Below are 17,205 nucleotides of genomic sequence, written 5' to 3'. Positions count from 1 at the left end.
AATTCGTACGCTATCCTGATAAAATGCCGGCGCCGTAAAATGCGGCGCCGGTATTTATTCAGCGCGCTGCCCAGTTCGCTCCACGCCGGAAGATGGTCTTCATCTCAGGCACCGAAAATTCCTTGGCCTGATGGCCAAGCGAAGAATAGAAGACACGCCCTTTGCCGTATTTGCGCTTCCAGGCGACGGGCATCACCACGCCGTCGATCCAGTAGGCGTGGTCGCCGGTAAACCGGGTCGTCGCCAGCACCTCGTTCGAAGGATCGACGTGCATGTAGTATTGTTCGGAGGTGTAGGCGAAGTCGACGATGCCTTCCATGACGGGATCATCCGGCCGGGTGATGTTGACCGTATAGTCGATGATGTTGCCGGGATGCGCGACCCACTGGCCGCCGATGATGAACTGGTATTCGACGCATTCACGGAAGCTGTCGCCAGCGCCACCATGGTAGCCGGCAATTCCGACACCACCCTCGATCGCGGCCGCAAGGTTCTTGATCTCTTCCTTTTCGATCTTCGACATCGTAACGATCGGCACGACGAGGCTTAGATCGTGGACGGATGGATCCGCAAAGGCCTCGGTGGTGTGCTCGACGTAGACCTTGAAGCCATCCTCCTCCAGCATGTCCTTGATAATTGAGGCGCATTCCTGCGGCTCATGGCCGCTCCATCCACCCCAGACGATCAGTGCTTCACGCATACTCTTCCTCCTGATGATTACTTGCCCAAGCGCCCGTCGACGAGCGACAGCGAAAGCGGCATCGGCCGCTCGGTTTGAGTAGTGATAGCGACCGTACGCCCGCTGTCAGAGGCCGTATGGAAGGCTTCCATGACCTCAAGGACATGCAGAGCAAGATCGCCGTTGGCACGATGCGGGCGGTTGGATCGAATGGCATGGGCCAGATCAGCGACACCGATCGAGCGATAGTTGCCGTCGCCATAAGGTGCCGTGAGGGCATGCTTTTCGAATGCCCCGCCCTTTCTCAGCAGTTCTACGTCGCCGCCGAAGTGGTTGGGATCGGGAACGATCAGCGTGCCTTCGGTGCCGTAGATTTCGAGTGGCACGTGCTGGTGGCCGGCGACATCAAAACTCATGCCGATCTGAACGACGGCACCGTTGGCAAAAGCCATGAGACCGGCAACGTGGGTCGCGACATGCACCGGAATGCGCTCGCCGTTTCTCGGCTCACTGGTGATGACGCGCTCCTTGCGGGGGCTGACGGCAAAACCGGCCACCTGGGCAACGGGTCCAAAAAGATTGACGAGATCTGTGATGTAATATGGCCCCATGTCGAGCATCGGTCCGCCGCCGACCTCGTAGTAGAAGGCCGGATTTGGATGCCAGCGTTCGTGCCCTGGGCACATGAAGGTCGCCGTGCCGCCGACCGGCTTGCCGATCACGCCCTGATCGATGAGGGTACGTGCGCTCTGGTGACCCCCACCAAGAAAAGTGTCGGGGGCCGCGCCAATGCGAAGGCCCTTGCCTTTCGCGGCGTCGGCGAGCTTCTTGCCCTCCGCGAAGGTGATGCCGAGGGGCTTTTCCGAATAGGCGTGCTTGCCGGCCTCTAGCGCCTGCAGACCAACCGCCACATGGGCCTTCGGCACAGTCAGATTGACGATGATCTCGACCTTGGGGTCGGCAAGGAGTTCGTCGATCCGCTTTGCGGGCACATTGAATTCGCCGGCCTTAGCTTCTGCCAGCGCGTGATTGAGGTCGGCCACGCCGCGAACGTCAAGGATGGGGAAGGACGCCATCGCTTTCAGATAGGCGCCGGAGATATTGCCGCATCCAATGATGCCAATACCGACTCGTTCCATGATTTCCTCCCGTTAGATGTCGTGATTTTTCTATTCAGAGCGCCGGCCCGGTGGTGTTCCAGGGCGACTCATAGAGTTCGTAGAGCGCCACCGCAGCTGCTCCTTGCGCCCAGAAGTCGTCCGTCGAATCGTCGAAGACGAGTTCGGCAACACCCTTCAGAGACGGTGGAATGGCGAGCGCATAGGCGTTGCGCAGGCTGTCGAGAAAGGGTTCGCCTAGAGCAAGGCTCGAACCGACGAGAATGACACGCGGCGGCGCAAACAAAGTGACGATATTGGCGATCGCAACGCCGACGGCTTCGCCGGCGCGGATCGCCGCGCCGATCAGCGTGTTATCCTCAGCCTTGATGAGCGCTTGGGCATGCGTCATGCCGCGTCCAAGCCGGATGGCCTCGGCAAAGCGGCCGCTGGCCGGCTGCTCACCGAGGATCTCGCTTTCGCCGGCCTGGCTCGACAGCCGCACGATGCCGCGCGGTCCCATCCCAAGCACCAGGTCGCCGAGATTGTGGCTGAGGCCGCCGGCGCCGCGGAAAAGCTGATTGTCGTGGAGCACCCCGAGCCCAAGCGTCTGCTCAAGCGAAATCAATACCATGTCCTCCAGATCGCGGGCCTTGCCAAACCAGTGGTGGGCAAGCGTGATCGCATGCGCGTCGCTTTCCACGATCGTCGGGGTATTCAGCCGAGCCGTCATTTCGCTGGCGAAATCGACATTCGTGTCGCGAAAGATCGGGCTGCTGCGGATATGGCCGGTGCGGTGTTCGATCACGCCGGGAAGGCCAAGGCACACGGTGTCGACGTCCTCGAGCGAAAGGCCGGCATCGACGACGCAGCGCCGTACCCCGTCCTCGACGAGGTCGGCGATGACGCCGATGGGCTGGCGATCGATGCGAATCGGCAGCGTCAGTTTCGACAGCACGTCGCCGCGAAAGTCGGTCACCACGAAAACGAGGCGGTTGGCCGCGATTTTGGCACCGACAACGCGCGCCGCGTCCGGGTTGAGCTCGAGCATGACACGCGGGCGCCCACGGGCCGCCTCATTGCGAATGTCGCCCTCATGACGCGGCAGGATTAGCCCGTCATCAAGCAGCGAAGCGGTGATGGCGGAGACCGTCGTGGTCGACAGCTGCGTGCGTTCACTGATCTCGACACGCGCTATCGGTCCATGACGGCGGATCGTATCCAGCACGTTCAAGCGGTTGATCGCGCGCATCAATTCCGGATCTGCTGTCTTCATGGGGTCTTGCCGGCTCTTCAATGTTGCGCGGTGCGCTTATATTTTCAACGGTATGCGAATTAAATAGCGCGGCAGCGGCCCCGTCTGTCAAGGCAAATCTACCAATTTCAACGAGGGGAGTTGACATTCGCCAAAACCTCCCGATGATTTAATCCGCATAAGGGAAAAATTGAAGAGGACGATTTTTGCCCTTCTTGGAGGAGACATCATGTTTGATCATATGAGGGCCAAGGCCCTATTTCGCAACCGTTTCATTGCCCGCTCGGCAGCCACGGGGCTGGCACTCCTGATCGCTGCGGGAAGTGCTGCAGCCGACACGACCGTCAAGTGGCTGCATCTTGAAATCGACCCGAACTATCTGGCGGTCTGGAAGAAGATCGCAGCCAAGTACGAGGCCGAGCATCCCGGCGTAAAGATCGAAATGCAGTTCCTGGAAAACGAGGCCTTCAAAGCGAAGCTTCCGACGCTGCTGCAATCGAGTGATGCGCCGGACCTGTTTTTCAGCTGGGGCGGTGGGGTGTTGAAGCAGCAACTTGCCACAGGCACGCTGATGGACCTGACCGAGGCTATGAATGCCAAGGACGGCGCCTGGCTGAAGAGCTACAATCCGGCGTCCGTCAACGGCTTGACCTTCGATGGCAAGATTGGTGCCGTCCCCTACAAGATGGGTACGGTTTCCTTCTTCTACAACAAGCAGATGTTTGCAAAGGCGGGTGTCGACGCGGCATCCATCAAGTCCTGGGACGACTATCTCGGCGCGGTCAAGAAGCTCAAGGATGCCGGCATCGTGCCGATTGCCGGCGGTGGCGGCGAAAAATGGCCGATCCACTTCTACTGGAGCTATCTCGTCATGCGCGACGGCGGTCAGAAGGTTTTCGACGCCGCCAAGAACGGGCAGGGCGAGGGCTTCAACGATCCGGCCATCATCAAGGCCGGCGAACAGCTCGCCGAGCTCGGCAAACTGCAACCCTTCCAGCCCGGATATCTCGGCGCGACCTGGCCGCAGGCGCTTGGCGTTTTCGGTGACGGCAAGGCGGCGATGATCCTCGGCTTCGAGAACACCGCCGCCAACCAGCGGACCAACTCCGGCGACGGCAAGGGCGTCGACCCTGACAATATCGGTCGCTTCGCCTTTCCGGCCGTCTCGGGCGGTGCCGGTGCCGTCACCGACACGCTCGGTGGGCTGAACGGTTGGGCAGTGACGAAGACGGCTCCGCCTGAAACGCTTGATTTCCTCGCCTACCTGACGAACGCCGAAAACGAGCGCGAAATGGCCAAGGCCGGCATGCTCATTCCGGTCGCCGTCGGTGCTGAGGATGGGGTCACCAATCCGCTGATGCATCAGGCTGCTGAACAGCTGGCGCACTCGACATGGCACCAGAACTTCTTTGATCAGGATCTCGGTCCGTCCGTCGGCCGCGTGGTCAACGATGTCTCCGTTGCCATCGTGTCGGGACAGATGAGCCCATCCGATGGGGCTCAGCAGATCCAGGAAGCTTTTGAGCAGGATCAGCTCTGAACAAGACGATTGCGGCGCGACGCATCACTCGCGCCGCGCTTCCGTGTGACGTAAGAGGGACCGGCCTTTATGACCACTATCAGCGTAACGGGCGCCATCCGACCTCGCTCGGCTGTCAGATCGTCGGTGCGCAGCAAAGATCCGAGCCTGGCGCGGCGCCTGCCGGTCCTGCTTCTGTTTCTGCCGCCAGCGCTGCTGCTGTTTACGATTTTCGTGATCCTGCCCATGGGGGAGGCGGCATGGTACAGTCTCTACAAATGGGACGGTTACGGATTGCCGACGCAGTTCGTGGGAATGAGGAATTTCGAGGTACTATTCAAGAACAGCGCCTTCCTGACGGCGTTGAAGAACAATGCCCTGATCATCGTCATTTCAATCCTGATCCAGATTCCGCTCGCCATTTGGCTGGCGATGATGCTGGCGCACCGGATCGCTGGCGTGGTCATCTTCCGCTTAATCTTCTTCCTGCCCTACGTCTTGGCGGAGGTCGCAGCCGGTCTCATCTGGCGCTTCGTCTACGATGGCGACTATGGCCTGTTTGCCTCGGCCGCCCACCTCATCGGCGTCGAGACACCCTATGTGCTGGCAGACAAGGACCTGGCGATCTATGCGGTGCTGGCAGTTGTCGTCTGGAAGTATTTTGGGTTCCACATGATGCTCTTCATTGCGGGGCTGCAGTCGCTCGACAAAAGCGTGCTGGAAGCCGCAGAAATCGACGGCGCCAGCGGCTGGCAGCGGTTCCGTTACATCACGCTGCCGCTTCTCGGCTCGACCGTTCGCCTGTCCGTCTTCTTTGCTGTCGTCGGCTCGCTGCAGCTCTTCGACCTCATCATGCCGCTGACGGGCGGCGGGCCGTTCAACGCGACGCAGACCATGGTCACCTTCCTTTTCAACTTTGGCGTCACGCGCATGCAGGTCGGCCTCGGCAGTGCCGTGGGCGTCGTCCTGTTCGTCATCTGCGTGACGCTTGCCTTCGGCTACAAACGGATATTCATGCGCAATGACTGACATGGCCTCATCCGCCCGGATCGCGACCGGCACGAAGATCTATCTATATGTCTCGCTGACGATCATCGCAGCGATCGTACTGGTGCCGCTGCTGACGACGGCGCTTGGCGGCTTCAAGGATCTCGGCGACCTACGCACCAACCCCTTCGGGCTACCGGTCGCATGGCATCCGGAAAACTATACCGACATTCTCTTTGGGGACCGCTACTGGCGGCAAATGATGAATTCGCTGATCATCGCCACGCTAACGGTCTGTTTGACGGTTTCGGTCTCGGCCATGGCCGCCTTTACCTTCGCGCATGTGAAGTTCTTCGGCGCGGGTTTCCTGCTCAATTACTTCCTGATCGGCCTGATGTTTCCGGCTGCGACCGCCATCCTGCCCCTGTTCATCCGGATCCGTGACCTCGGCCTGTTGAATTCCTACTGGGGCGTTGTCCTGCCGCAAGTCTCCTTCGGCCTGGGCATGAGCATACTTCTGTTCCGGAACTATTTTCGCAACCTTCCGGAAGAATTGTTCCAGGCAGCAATCGTCGACGGCTGTGGCTACATCCGCTTCTTCTGGCATATCTCGCTGCCGCTCTCGCGGCCGATCATCGCAACTGTCAGCATCATCTCCTTCGTCGGCAGCTGGAACAGCTACATCCTGCCGCTGATCATGCTGAATTCTGAGACGATGTACCCATGGCCGCTTGGCATCATGGTCTATCGCGGTGAGTTCGGCACCGCCTGGCAGCTGGTGCTCGCCTTCATCACGCTGACAATCATGCCGACGATCATCGTCTTCTTCCTGGCACAAAAGCACATCATCGCAGGCCTGACTGCTGGTGCTGTCAAATCCTGATCGGGCGTGGAACGATGGCGCGTCGTCCCGGCGCCCCTTTGGCTACTGGGTCGGCAGGCTGATCGTTCGTGCTATGCCGACGCCGCCGACCACAGTGCGTGAAAGTGGTGCACGGGTCCGTGGCCAGACCCGACGCTCAGCCCGTCGGCATGGCCGACGGCGCCAGCAAGGTAGGCCTTGGCACGCGTGACCGCCTCGTGAACTGATGCTCCTTTCGCCAGTTCCGCGGCCAGCGCGCTGGAAAGGGTGCAGCCGGTGCCATGCGTGTTTGCGGTCGGAATGCGTTTTGCCTCAAACCATGTCGGCCCGGAGGCTGTCGAGAGCACATCCGGGCTTTCGTCGCCGGCCAGATGTCCGCCCTTGACGAGGACAGCCTCCGGGCCGAGTTGGCGAAGACTGTCTGCCTGCTCGGCCATGTCGCTGCGTGTGGCGGCGGCATAGACATGAAGCAGTGCAGCCGCTTCCGGCAGGTTTGGCGTCAGCAAGGTTGCAAGCGGCGACAGACGCTTGATCAGAACGTCGACAGCGGAGGGGTCGAGGAGGGCAGCTCCGCCCTTGGCGACCATGACGGGGTCGAGAACGATCGGGATACCCTGGTGGGGCACAAGCGCATCGGCGACGGCGTCGGCGATCTCGGCCGTCGCAATCATGCCGATTTTGATGGCGTCGACCCGCACGTCGGCAAGAACCGCCGCAATCTGATCCGCAACGAAGGCAGCAGGGACCAGATGGACGCCGCAAACGCCTTGCGTGTTCTGGGCGGTCAGCGCCGTCATCACTGCCATGCCATAGACGCCGCGCGCGGAAAATGCCTTGAGATCGGCCTGGATACCGGCCCCGCCGGAGGGATCGGAGCCTGCAATGGACAGCACATTTCGGATCATGTTCTTGCCTTTATCATGTTCTCGGCGATCTCTCGTGCCGCAAGCTGTGGATCGGGCGTCCCGCAAATCGCCGAGACAACCGCAAGCCCATCGGCCCCGGCGGCAAGCACGTCACCGACGTGGGCGGATTTCAGGCCACCTATGGCGACGACCGGTACGGGACAAACCTTGACGAGGCGGGAAAGCCCTTCAAAGCCCAGCGCGGGTTTGTGGTCAGGCTTCGTCGCTGTCGCAAAAACCGGCCCCAATCCAGCATAGTCGACAGCCGCGGGATCGATTGCTGCCGCCAGCGCCGCCGTTTCGGCCGAGAGGCCGAGGATCATGTCCGGGCCAATCAATTGCCGCGCCGTGATCGCATCGATGTCGTCCTGGCCAATATGCAGCCCATCGGCGCCAATCGCGATAGCCGCCTCCACGTCGTCATTGACGATGAGCACAGCGCCGGTGCCAGACAATGCCACCTTCAGTGCCCGCCCAGTCTCGATCATCCGTGCGGTATCCGCATGCTTGTCGCGCAGCTGCACCACGGTTGCTCCCCCGGCGACCGCCGCGCGCGCGGTCTCCACCATGCCGAGGGTGGCGCAAAGGCCCGGATCGAGGACGAGGTAAAGAGAAAGATCGAGGTTTCTCATGCGGCGCGCACCCTGGCATCGCGATCGAGCGTAGCAGCGTCAAGCGCAGCAAGTGCATCGAGGAAACACCAGGAAAACGAACCTGGGCCATCCGCCTTGCTGGCTGCCATTTCGCCGGCAACAGAGAAGGTAGCAAGGGCTGCAACCGTTGCCTCGAATGGTGCGCCGGGCCGAATAGCCGAAAATGCGCCAATAAGGCAGGTCAGCGAGCAGCCAAGCGCCGTGACCTGAGGCATCAACGCCGAGCCACCCTCGATACGCGCCGCCCGGTCGCCATCGGTGACGAAATCGACAGCGCCGGTTACTGCAATTGTCGCTCCGTGTTCCCTGGCTAGTAGCCGGGCAGCGTCCTCAGCCTGCTCGACGTGATCGCGGCTATCCACGCCCTGACCACGGCTCGCCCCGCCGGCAAGCGCGATGATTTCGGAGGCGTTACCGCGAATGACGGTGGGGCCGAGTTCCAGCAGCCGGTCCACCGCCGCACGACGAAAACCGGTGGCGTAGTGGGCGACCGGATCGAGAACAAAGGGTTTGCCGGCCCGGCCGGCTGCGATGGCGGCGGCCTGCATGCCGCGCAGCCATGCTGACGAGAGTGTGCCGATGTTGATCGTCAAGGCGCCGGCGATCGCGGCAAATTCGCCAGCCTCTTCTTCCGCATGCACCATGGCCGGCGAAGCGCCAGCTGCCAGAAGCACATTGGCTGCGATGTTCATGGCAACGAAATTCGTGATGCAGTGGACGAGCGGTGGCTGGGCGCGCAATTCGCCCAGCAGCGTTCCCGGCGAAGTCTGATCTTGCATGGTGTGCCTTTCGACCGGGGAGAAAGGCGCAGGGACAGACGCGGGAAGCCGACAGTCCCGAGCGACTCCCTCCGCCGGCATTATCCAGTTCAGGTTCAAAGGGTGCTTCTCAGCCCTCCAAACGGAGGGCGCCCCTGTCTCTCATCGCCTTCTTGTCGCAGAGAAGCCGGCGACTGTCATCCATAAAATGGACATGGCCGGATGTGGCCGGCGATGTCGGCGCGAAAGCAGGTCCCGGCTATTCCGCCGCCTGATAGATGTTCCGGTCAACGACAGAGGCTCTCGGACCGAGTGCGGCCGCAAGCGTGACGAGGACCGCAAGGACCGCGACAAACGTGATGCCGGCGAAATACGGATCCCAGCCGAAGCCGGAAGCCGCACCGAATATGGCTGAGGCTGCCGCAAGCACAATGCCGCCACCGATCTGGAAGGAGGCAAACAATAGCCCCGATGCGAGCCCGGACTGATCCTCGCCAACGTCGGAGAGTGCCGCAACCTGCACGGAGGGGTAGGTCATGGCGTAGCCGACACCGAGCGGGAGCTGTGACAGGGCGACCAGCCAGACAGGGTCGATGTGGCTAACGCTCAGGATCCAGAAGATGTAGCTGAGCGCCTGTAGTGCTACGCCAAGCGTCATCAGCCCGGTCGTGCCACGATTTTGCGCGATCGTCGCAAAACGTGGCGCCAGGAACATGACGCAGACGCCGCCGAAGGCAAAGGAGAACCCGGTCGCGAAGGCCGACCAGCCAACGACTGTCTGATAAAAGAGCGTCGCGATGAACTGGAAGCCGACATAGACGCCCTGGAACAGCGCAGCAATGGCATTGGCGTGGGAGAGCTTTGCCCGCCGGAATATCGCAAGCGGCACCATCGGATCAGCGTGACGGGATTCGACGATGAGAAAGAGGCCGATCAAAACGGCAGCCGCCACGAGCGCGCCCCAGGTCGGCACCGCCTGCCAGCCATCGGCCGCAGCATTGGTGATGCCAAAGACGAAGAGCAAGAGTCCCGGCGTGATTGTCATCGCGCCAGCCCAGTCGAACTTGGCCCGCGGCCCGCTGCGCTGCTGGTCTGCCGGCAGCACGAAAGGAGCAATCGCCAGTGCGATAATTGCGACCGGCGCACCCATGACAAGAGTTGCCCGCCAGCTGAAGACCGTCGCGGCACCACCCAGCACCATGCCAAGGACAAAGCCGGTCGCGCCAGTCGAGGCAAATACCCCAAGCGCTTTGGCCCGCGCCGATCCTTCGCCGAACACCGACAGAAGGAGGGCAAGGGCAGCGGGTGCCGTAAACGCAGCGGCGATGCCCTTTATCAGGCGTGCGGCGATCAGCGTCGGGCCGCTATCGACAAAGCCGCCGGCGATGCTGGCGGCAGCGAAAATGGCGAGCGACCAGAGGAAGACGCGACGGTGGCCGAAAGCGTCCGCGACGCGCCCGCCCAGCAACAGGAAACCGCCATAGCCAAGCACATAGGCGCTGACGGCCCACTGAAGGGACGTAGCCTTCATGCCAAGCTCGGCCTGTATCGCCGGAAGCGCGACGCCAATCGTGGACACATCCATTGCATCAAGAAAGTTGGCAGCGCAGAGCAACAGCAATGCCAGGCCGGCTCCGCCTTGAGATCTCGAAATGGTCATGAGTGATCGTTCCTTTCTGCCGACGCCCCGGGAGGAAGCTTTGAGCGTCAGGGAACGAGAAAATGTACACCTCCCGAACCTATTGCAAATTGATAGTAACCATGGCAGGTATTACTGATAATGATAAATGACACGATCCTCAGAAAGATAGACCTCAACCTGCTGCTTGCCTTCTCGGTGCTGATGCAGGAGCGCAATGTCTCTCGTGCTGCCGAGCGGCTTCTGCTTGGCCAGCCAGGCTTGTCGGCGGCGCTAAAGCGGCTGCGCGAGACGCTCGACGACGAGCTGTTCGTGCGGGTCGGGCGCGGCCTGCAGCCGACCCCACGCGCGCTTGCAATCGCCCCGGCGATTGAGGATGCGCTATCGGGCATCGAGCGCGCCATTCGGCCGCCGGCCGCCTTCGATCCAAAGATCTGGCAGGGCGAGTTCAGGATCGGCATGTGCGACAATCTGGAATCGGCGTTCTTCGGGCCGCTGGTGGCGCGTCTGCGTGCACTGTCCCCGGGTGCACGTCTGATCGGGGTCGCCGCCGACAAGCGTGATGCTGCCCGCATGCTCGACGACGGTGCTTATGATTTCAGCGTCGCGGTCCACGAGGAACCGGCGTCCTGGCATGTCCGGGCGCCGCTCTTCAGCCAGTGTTCGGTCTGCGTCTATGACCCCGCCCAGCTGAAGCGCAAAGCGCCGCTGACCTTGGAAGACTTCGTCAATGCCGCGCATGTCACCGTGTCCTTTGAGGGCAACAGTGCGACAAATGTCGACACAGTCCTTGCCAAGGCCGGTCTGCGCCGACAGGTCGTGGCCACCGTACCGCGCTTTTCAGCGCTGCCACCGGCGCTGAGAGCGATGCCGGCAATCGCGACCATTCCGGAATCGATCGCTCGCTGCATCGCGCAGTTGCACGGGCTGGAGATCTCGGCGCCGCCGATCGATCTTCCCGCCGATCCTGTTACGATGCTGTACCGCCGCGTCGATCGGGCGGACGGTCGCTCGTTATGGTTCCGCAAGCTTTTCGTTGACGTCGTCGAAGCCGCGCTCAAGGCGTCCGGCTGCTCCATGACGATCTCGAAGGCAGCTTGACGTTCAAAGGGCCTGCGCCGGCGCGTTTCGCGCGGTGATATCGACGGCCTTGGCTGGCCAACTCATCAGAGCTTCATCAAGCTCTGCGCGAGCCGGCGCGCCGATGCGGCCTCCGAATGTCTGGCATTTAATTGCCGCCGCCATCGACGAGGCGCGCATCACATCCTCGATCGCCATGCCCTCGGACAGCGCGAGCGCGAAGGTTCCATGGAAGATGTCGCCTGCCGCCAGCGTATCCGTGGCCGTGATGCTCGGTGCTTCGAGATGGCGAATGCGACCGCTGTCGTCATCGAACCAGTATGAGCCTTTTTCTCCGAATGTCACGCTAACGAAGGCATGGCTGAAACGCTCCTTCAGTCGGCGAACCATCGATGGGGGCTGGGCCGTTCCTGCCAGACGTTCAGCAGCCGGCTGCGAAAAAACAATATGGCTTGCCGCCGGTGCCAACATCTCGATCACCCCCTCAGCCGCCACGTCACCATCAAGGATGGCCGGCAACTTCGCTTCCCGGGCAGCGAGCAGTGTCTGCAGTGCAAGTGATGGCCAGCGCACATCGACCAAAACCGCGTCGAATGGCGCGATATCGTCCGCTGTGACCGATTGGACGAGCTGATGCAGACGCGGGTCGTAGAAGGGGATGATCAGGCGTTCGCCCGCATCGTCGATTAGGATCGTCGATATGGCCGAGCGGGCACCCGCCACGCGCCGCATGCCGCGGGTGTCTATGCCGCTTTCTGCCAGGTCGCCGATGATGCGCTCGCCGGTTTGGTCGTCTCCGACCGCACTCCAGAGGCTGGCGTCCCCACCAAGCTTTGTGACCGCAAAAGCAGCACTCGAGGCCATACCTTCTGCGATCTGCAGCATGTCATATGGTAGAACTTTGCCCTGTCCGGTAGGCATGGTGCGGACCCTGAAGAGCGTATCGAGAACAGCGGCTCCAACGCACAGAACGTGTCGCTTCGCACGCTTATCCGTTGCGGTCGTCAGCGTCACTTCACGGCACCCGCCGTAAGCCCGGCTACAATCTGCCGTTGTGCAAAGACGGTCAGGATCAACACCGGCAGCGTAACGATCAAGGCGGCGGCCGCAAGCGGCCCCCAGCTGACCTGCTCGAACGACAGCATGTTGTAGACCGCGACAGGCAGGGTACGGGTCTCACGGCTTGCAAGGACGATGCCGAAGACAAAATTGTTCCAGGAGAAGATGACCGATAGGATGAAGGCCACGACGATTCCCGGCCGTGCGATCGGCAGCGCCACGAGGCGGAAAACCTGCCAGGGAGTTGCCCCGTCGATGCTTGCGGCCTCTTCCAGTTCCATCGGTGTCGTTTCGAAATATCCGATCATGATCCAGACAACGATCGGAACGGTCACGACGAGATGGATGATAATCTGCGGCCAAAGCGTGCCGAGTAGGTTCAGCCATTGGAACAGCAGGAAGAGCGGGATCAAGAAGGAAAGGCCAGGCGTCATCCGGGCAATCATGATGACGACAGCCGACTTTTCGGCCTTCAGACGCGCAATGCCGTAACCCGCCGGCACCCCGATGACGAGCGCCAAGAGGGTCGCCGCACCCGTGACAAGAACCGAATTCCAAAGGTAAAGGAAGAAGTTGTTCTCCTCGAACACCTTTGCGTAGTTCGACCAGGCAAAGCGCTCAGGAATGAAGATCGGCGGATAGGCGCCGTTGTCGATCTCGTACTTCAGAGATAGCGAGATCATCCAGAGGAAGAACAGGATGACAGGCGATACCATCACCAGCGCCACGAACAGAAGTCCGATGCGATCGACTGCCTTGCGCTTCATCAGCGTGCCTCCCAATCGGACCAGTTGGCGCGCTGCTTGACCATCAAAAGGACGAAAGAGAGCGCCACGATCAGCACGAAGAAAATCACCGCCATCGCCGAGCCGTATCCAATGTCGTAGTAGGAAAACGCGGTGTTATAGAGATAGATGTTGATCGTTTCCGACGCAGTGCCAGGCCCCCCTTGCGTCATCGCGTAGATGATGTCGAAGCTCTTGACCGCATCGATGCTGCGAATGATGACCGCGATCATCAGGAACGGTGCAATCATCGGCAGCGTCAGATAACGGAACTTCTGCCAGACATTGGCGCCATCGATTTCGGCGCTCTCGTAAGGTTCGCGTGGCACGGCGGCGAGCCCGCCCAGCACGATCAACATGACGAGCGGTGTCCACTGCCAGGTTTCCACCAGCACCAGAGAGGGAATGACGCTCGCCTGGTTGTAGATCCATTCCTGCGGGCCGATCCCGATATAGGAAAGCAGGTAGTTCAAAACACCGAGCTGGGGATGGAACATCATCGTCCAGACGAGCGCGATGGCGACCGGGGTCGCCATCATCGGCATCACAAACACCCCGCGCAGGATGCCGCGCAGCGGAAACTGGGCATCGAAGATGAGGGCGGCCAGCATTCCGAGGAGCAGGGGAGCGACGACCGACAACGTCGTGTACAGCACGGTATGCCACAACGAGTCCCAAAAGCGCAGGTCAACGGCAAGGCGGAGGTAATTATCCAACCCGGCAAAGACCTGTGCCTGGCCGAGCGTCCAGCTGTTGACGCTCATCCACAGCGTAAAGACCCACGGAAAAACGATGACAGCGGCCACGACGATCAGGGCGGGAATGACGAAAGGCCAATAATTGGGAGCAAACCGACCCGGTTTGCTCCCCTGCTTTGTCTCGGCCTTGGCCGCGGTTGCTGTTTCCATGCTCACCGAAGCCATTATCCCTCGCTTCGAGCCAGGACCGGCTCGAATTGAGCCGTGGCCGTCTTCAGCTCCGTGGCAGGATCGGCGCCGCCGATCATGTTGGTGAGGCCGACGCCATAGATGTCGCGGAACTCCGTGACTGGAATGATAACCGGTAAGGCAAGTTGCGACACCTTCGCGGAACCTGCGACAGCATCAAGCCATGCGGCCGGCATCTTCACGCCCTCGCGCACCTTCTGATCTGCAAGGACCGACTGGCGGAACGGAACGCCGGCGCCGGCCTGAAGCAGGCGCGCACCCATGTCATGGGAAATGGCCCACTGGCAGAAGAGATATGCGGCTTCCTTCTTCTGGCTTGCGGCGACGACGCCGAGGCCGTCTCCGAACGTTCCCGCCGCCTGGGCCTTTGGCCCCTTCGGCATGATGCCGTATCCGACCTGGCCGACGACGCGCGACTTTTCCGGGTTCTCGATCGGTGGCGCAAAGCCCACGCCATCAAGCCACATGCCGATCTTGCCCTGAAGGAAGGCCGATTGGGCTTCGGCCCAATTGAAGCCGGAGACGCCGGGAGGAGCCGCCTTGGTCATCAGGCGCTGGTAGAGCTTGGCCGCTTCAACCGCTTCCTCGGAATTGGTGCGCAGCTTGCCATCCGGCCCAAGTGGGCTCGATCCGTAGCCGAGCAGCAGCGTCGTCCACACCGGGGTATTGGCATTCTTGAGACCACGGGCGACGAAGCCATAGGTGTTGGTCGACGGATCGGTGAGCGCCTCGGCAGCACTTGCCATTTCCTCGAACGACGTCGGATAGGAAAGCCCCTTTTTCTCGAAAAGCGCCTTGTTCCAGTAAACGATCCAGTAGTCGACCGAAAAGGGCAGGGAGCGCAGGACACCATCAGAATCCTTGGCGAAGGTCATACCCGCTTCGGCAAAATCGCTCTCGACCAGCGACGAATCGGTGAGTGAAGGATCCTTGAGGAAGCCACCGATGTCGGCGAGCCAGCCACCCTTTTCGAACTGTCGCTTCTGGACGTGATAGCTCATATGCACGACGTCGAAACTCGGCTTGCCGGAGCTCAATTCGATTGTGGTCTTCTGGCGCTGCTGCTGCTCAGGCGTGGCTTCCGCATTGACCTTGATGCCGGTCAGTTCTTCGAACTCCGGAAGATACTTGATGAGCGTCTCGCTGCGCGGGCTTTTCACCAGATTGACTTCCAGCGTCGTGCCGGCAAAACGCTTCCAGTCGACGGCCGCCGATGCCGAGCGCACGCCCATGAGGCTGCTCGCACCGAGGGCTGCGGTACCGGCGAGAAAGCCGCGCCGGGTGGGATTAAGAAATGATGATGGCATGTAAGTCCTCCTCCTCCTGTTGCCGTCGATCTCCTCATCGCCGGCTATGGTGCAATTAAATCTTCAGGGCGCGATCCCTCGCGTGATTAATGTGGGCGGCGAGGTTGTTGACCGCATCCTCGGCCGAGCGCTTTTCGATTGCCTCCAGAACCTTCAGATGCTCACCCATGACGGGGCCGACACGCCCGTCGATGCGAAAGCGCTCCTGACTGATCAGACGCATCTTGATCGAATTGACTCGGTAGGCGTTGGAAATGATCGTATTGCCAAGCGCGTCGATAAAGGCGTCGTGCATGCCCCAGTCGACGGCTTGAGCGCGCACTTCCAGTTCATGCGAGGCGTCGCCATTGGCAATGGCATCGGCGATATCGCGATGCTGCTTGATGAGCCCAGCGATCATCTCATCGGAGGCGGAGCGCGTGAAGAGCGCCACGGCTTCCTTCTCCAGGAAAAGCCGAAGCTGGAAAGCCTCGCGAATGAGGTTGAGGTCGATATGTGCTATCTGCAGGCCGCGCTGCGGGACCGTCTTGATCAGCCCTTCGGCCTCAAGCCGGGGGATCAGTTCGCGGATCGCCGCCAGCGTCAATCCGGTCAGTTCGACAAGACGGCGCTGAGAGACAAACTGACCCGGACGCACGTCGCGCGCCAGCAGGTGGCGCGTGAAGCTTTCATACGCCTTTTCCCGCAGCGTCGGCTGCTCGTCGATTCCGTCCATTGCCTCCCCCTGGTACATGGTGCCTATGCTGCCTTGGAGCGGAAAAGTAGATCGAAGGCAAGACCAAGCTGCTCCTGCCCCTCGCTGGATATTGAAACAAGCGGCGGACGAACCGCAAGCCACATCTCCTCGCCGGTGAGCCTGGCCACCATGACCTTGACGGCCGGAGTAACTGGGTATTTGAGGAGTTCGGCGACAAAATCCTCGACGCGGGCGTCATCCCTGCCTTCTTCGGCCATCAGCCTGACCTCGCCAGGCAGGAAGTTTGCCATGCCGGAGATCGCGCCTTGTCCGCCAAGACGCACACCCTTTGCCAAGTGGCGCTCATCGCCGATCAGGATGATGAGATCGCCGTGCGCCTTCAGGAGCGCTTCGGTGAACGGCCAGTCGCCGGACGAATCCTTCACTCCAGTGACGACCGCTGGAAAGGCTGCACGCAACCGCCCGATCAGCGACACCGTCAGCGGCACCATGGTGACCGACGGAATATTGTAGACGATGATGTCGCGTGCCTTGTCACCGAGGATCGCAAAGACGGCGGAGAACCATTTGAAGACGCCGTCATCGCTGACATTCTTGAAGTAGGAGGGCGGGGCGAGGAGAATGTTGCGCACACCGTACGAAAACGCTTGTCCGGCTTGAGCGGCCGCATCCTCGGCCGCATCGACCAGCACAGCGATCACAACCTTCTGAGGCGCGATACCGGCATCCAGAAATGCATTGAGGATCCGCTCGCGCTCCTGTGTGCCGATCGAGGCTCCTTCACCCGTGGTGCCGAAAAGCGTGACGCTCGAGCATCCCGCCGCAAGACTTTGTTTTGCCTGCGCAATCATCGCCGCGACAGCGATCTCGCCATTCGCATCAAATGGCGTAGCAAGTGCCACGGAAAGCCCGAATTTTTCAGTCAACATTAATCCTCCCCACCAACGTGTTAGGTATAACGGACTAACATGTTAGT

17 protein-coding genes and 1 riboswitch are annotated in these 17,205 nt (G+C 61.0%); of the genes, 4 read left to right on the top strand and 13 right to left on the bottom strand.

Annotation, left to right across the window (positions count from 1 at the left end; all coding sequences use genetic code 11):
• Positions 1–58: 58 nt before the first annotated feature.
• From LPU83_RS72005 to LPU83_RS71995, 3 genes are read right to left on the bottom strand one after another with little or no spacing between them, the layout of a single operon-like run.
• Entirely contained in the window at positions 59–700 is a 642-nt protein-coding gene (locus tag LPU83_RS72005; protein WP_024314651.1) for a ThuA domain-containing protein, read from the bottom strand.
• A gap of 17 nt (positions 701–717) precedes the next feature.
• On the bottom strand, positions 718–1,818 hold the full coding sequence (locus LPU83_RS72000) for a Gfo/Idh/MocA family protein (protein ID WP_024314652.1): 1,101 nt from the start codon (positions 1,816–1,818) through the stop codon (positions 718–720).
• Positions 1,819–1,852: 34 nt separating this feature from the next.
• Complete coding sequence (locus tag LPU83_RS71995; protein ID WP_024314653.1) at positions 1,853–3,052, bottom strand: ROK family transcriptional regulator; 1,200 nt, start codon at positions 3,050–3,052, stop codon at positions 1,853–1,855.
• Positions 3,053–3,260: 208 nt separating this feature from the next.
• On the opposite strand from LPU83_RS71995, the gene LPU83_RS71990 reads away from it, so the two are divergent.
• The 3 genes from LPU83_RS71990 (at position 3,261) to LPU83_RS71980 (ending at position 6,420) form a co-directional block, all read left to right on the top strand.
• Complete coding sequence (locus tag LPU83_RS71990; RefSeq protein ID WP_024314654.1) at positions 3,261–4,571, top strand: ABC transporter substrate-binding protein; 1,311 nt, start codon at positions 3,261–3,263, stop codon at positions 4,569–4,571.
• A 69-nt stretch (positions 4,572–4,640) separates the two neighbouring features.
• On the top strand, positions 4,641–5,579 hold the full coding sequence (locus tag LPU83_RS71985) for a carbohydrate ABC transporter permease (RefSeq protein WP_024314655.1): 939 nt from the start codon (positions 4,641–4,643) through the stop codon (positions 5,577–5,579).
• Positions 5,572–6,420: a carbohydrate ABC transporter permease gene (locus tag LPU83_RS71980; protein WP_024314656.1), complete on the top strand. Its 849-nt coding sequence runs from the start codon at positions 5,572–5,574 to the stop codon at positions 6,418–6,420. The genes LPU83_RS71985 and LPU83_RS71980 overlap by 8 nt, the downstream gene beginning before the upstream one ends.
• A 71-nt stretch (positions 6,421–6,491) precedes the next feature.
• Here the strand turns inward: LPU83_RS71980 and thiD are convergent, their stop codons facing one another.
• The 4 genes from thiD to LPU83_RS71960 form a co-directional block, all read right to left on the bottom strand.
• Positions 6,492–7,304, bottom strand: coding sequence for a bifunctional hydroxymethylpyrimidine kinase/phosphomethylpyrimidine kinase (thiD, locus tag LPU83_RS71975; RefSeq protein WP_024314657.1), 813 nt, complete (start codon positions 7,302–7,304; stop codon positions 6,492–6,494).
• Complete coding sequence (gene thiE / locus LPU83_RS71970) at positions 7,301–7,936, bottom strand: thiamine phosphate synthase (protein WP_024314658.1); 636 nt, start codon at positions 7,934–7,936, stop codon at positions 7,301–7,303. Before thiE ends, thiD begins: the two co-directional genes overlap by 4 nt.
• Positions 7,933–8,736: a hydroxyethylthiazole kinase gene (thiM, locus tag LPU83_RS71965; protein ID WP_024314659.1), complete on the bottom strand. Its 804-nt coding sequence runs from the start codon at positions 8,734–8,736 to the stop codon at positions 7,933–7,935. Before thiM ends, thiE begins: the two co-directional genes overlap by 4 nt.
• Positions 8,737–8,785: 49 nt before the next feature.
• Positions 8,786–8,882, bottom strand: a riboswitch (TPP riboswitch).
• Between the two features lie 92 nt (positions 8,883–8,974).
• Positions 8,975–10,375, bottom strand: a complete 1,401-nt coding sequence (locus LPU83_RS71960) for an MFS transporter (RefSeq protein WP_024314660.1) — start codon at positions 10,373–10,375, stop codon at positions 8,975–8,977.
• Positions 10,376–10,495: 120 nt separating this feature from the next.
• Between LPU83_RS71960 and LPU83_RS71955 the strand changes: the two genes are divergently transcribed.
• Positions 10,496–11,455, top strand: coding sequence for a LysR family transcriptional regulator (locus LPU83_RS71955; RefSeq protein ID WP_024314661.1), 960 nt, complete (start codon positions 10,496–10,498; stop codon positions 11,453–11,455).
• Positions 11,456–11,458: 3 nt separating this feature from the next.
• On the opposite strand, the gene LPU83_RS71950 is transcribed toward LPU83_RS71955, so the two are convergent.
• From LPU83_RS71950 to LPU83_RS71925, 6 genes are all read right to left on the bottom strand, one after another.
• Positions 11,459–12,355 (bottom strand): PfkB family carbohydrate kinase, encoded by an 897-nt coding sequence (locus tag LPU83_RS71950; protein WP_231052110.1) that lies wholly within the window; start codon positions 12,353–12,355, stop codon positions 11,459–11,461.
• Between the two features lie 89 nt (positions 12,356–12,444).
• On the bottom strand, positions 12,445–13,260 hold the full coding sequence (locus tag LPU83_RS71945) for a carbohydrate ABC transporter permease (RefSeq protein ID WP_024314663.1): 816 nt from the start codon (positions 13,258–13,260) through the stop codon (positions 12,445–12,447).
• Entirely contained in the window at positions 13,260–14,201 is a 942-nt protein-coding gene (locus LPU83_RS71940; protein ID WP_024314664.1) for a carbohydrate ABC transporter permease, read from the bottom strand. Before LPU83_RS71940 ends, LPU83_RS71945 begins: the two co-directional genes overlap by 1 nt.
• A complete protein-coding gene (locus tag LPU83_RS71935; protein WP_024314665.1) occupies positions 14,201–15,532 on the bottom strand; it encodes an ABC transporter substrate-binding protein in 1,332 nt (443 codons plus the stop codon). Before LPU83_RS71935 ends, LPU83_RS71940 begins: the two co-directional genes overlap by 1 nt.
• 55 nt (positions 15,533–15,587) lie before the next feature.
• Complete coding sequence (locus LPU83_RS71930) at positions 15,588–16,265, bottom strand: GntR family transcriptional regulator (protein ID WP_024314666.1); 678 nt, start codon at positions 16,263–16,265, stop codon at positions 15,588–15,590.
• 5 nt (positions 16,266–16,270) lie between these two features.
• The gene (locus tag LPU83_RS71925) at positions 16,271–17,155 is read right to left on the bottom strand and encodes a dihydrodipicolinate synthase family protein (RefSeq protein ID WP_024314667.1); all 885 of its coding nucleotides are present in this window, start codon (positions 17,153–17,155) and stop codon (positions 16,271–16,273) included.
• Positions 17,156–17,205: the final 50 nt, after the last annotated feature.

Source organism: Rhizobium favelukesii (genome assembly GCF_000577275.2).
GTDB lineage: Bacteria > Pseudomonadota > Alphaproteobacteria > Rhizobiales > Rhizobiaceae > Rhizobium > Rhizobium favelukesii.
The sequence above is the reverse complement of the archived record's forward strand: the minus strand, read 5'-3'. Positions and strand labels throughout refer to the sequence as shown.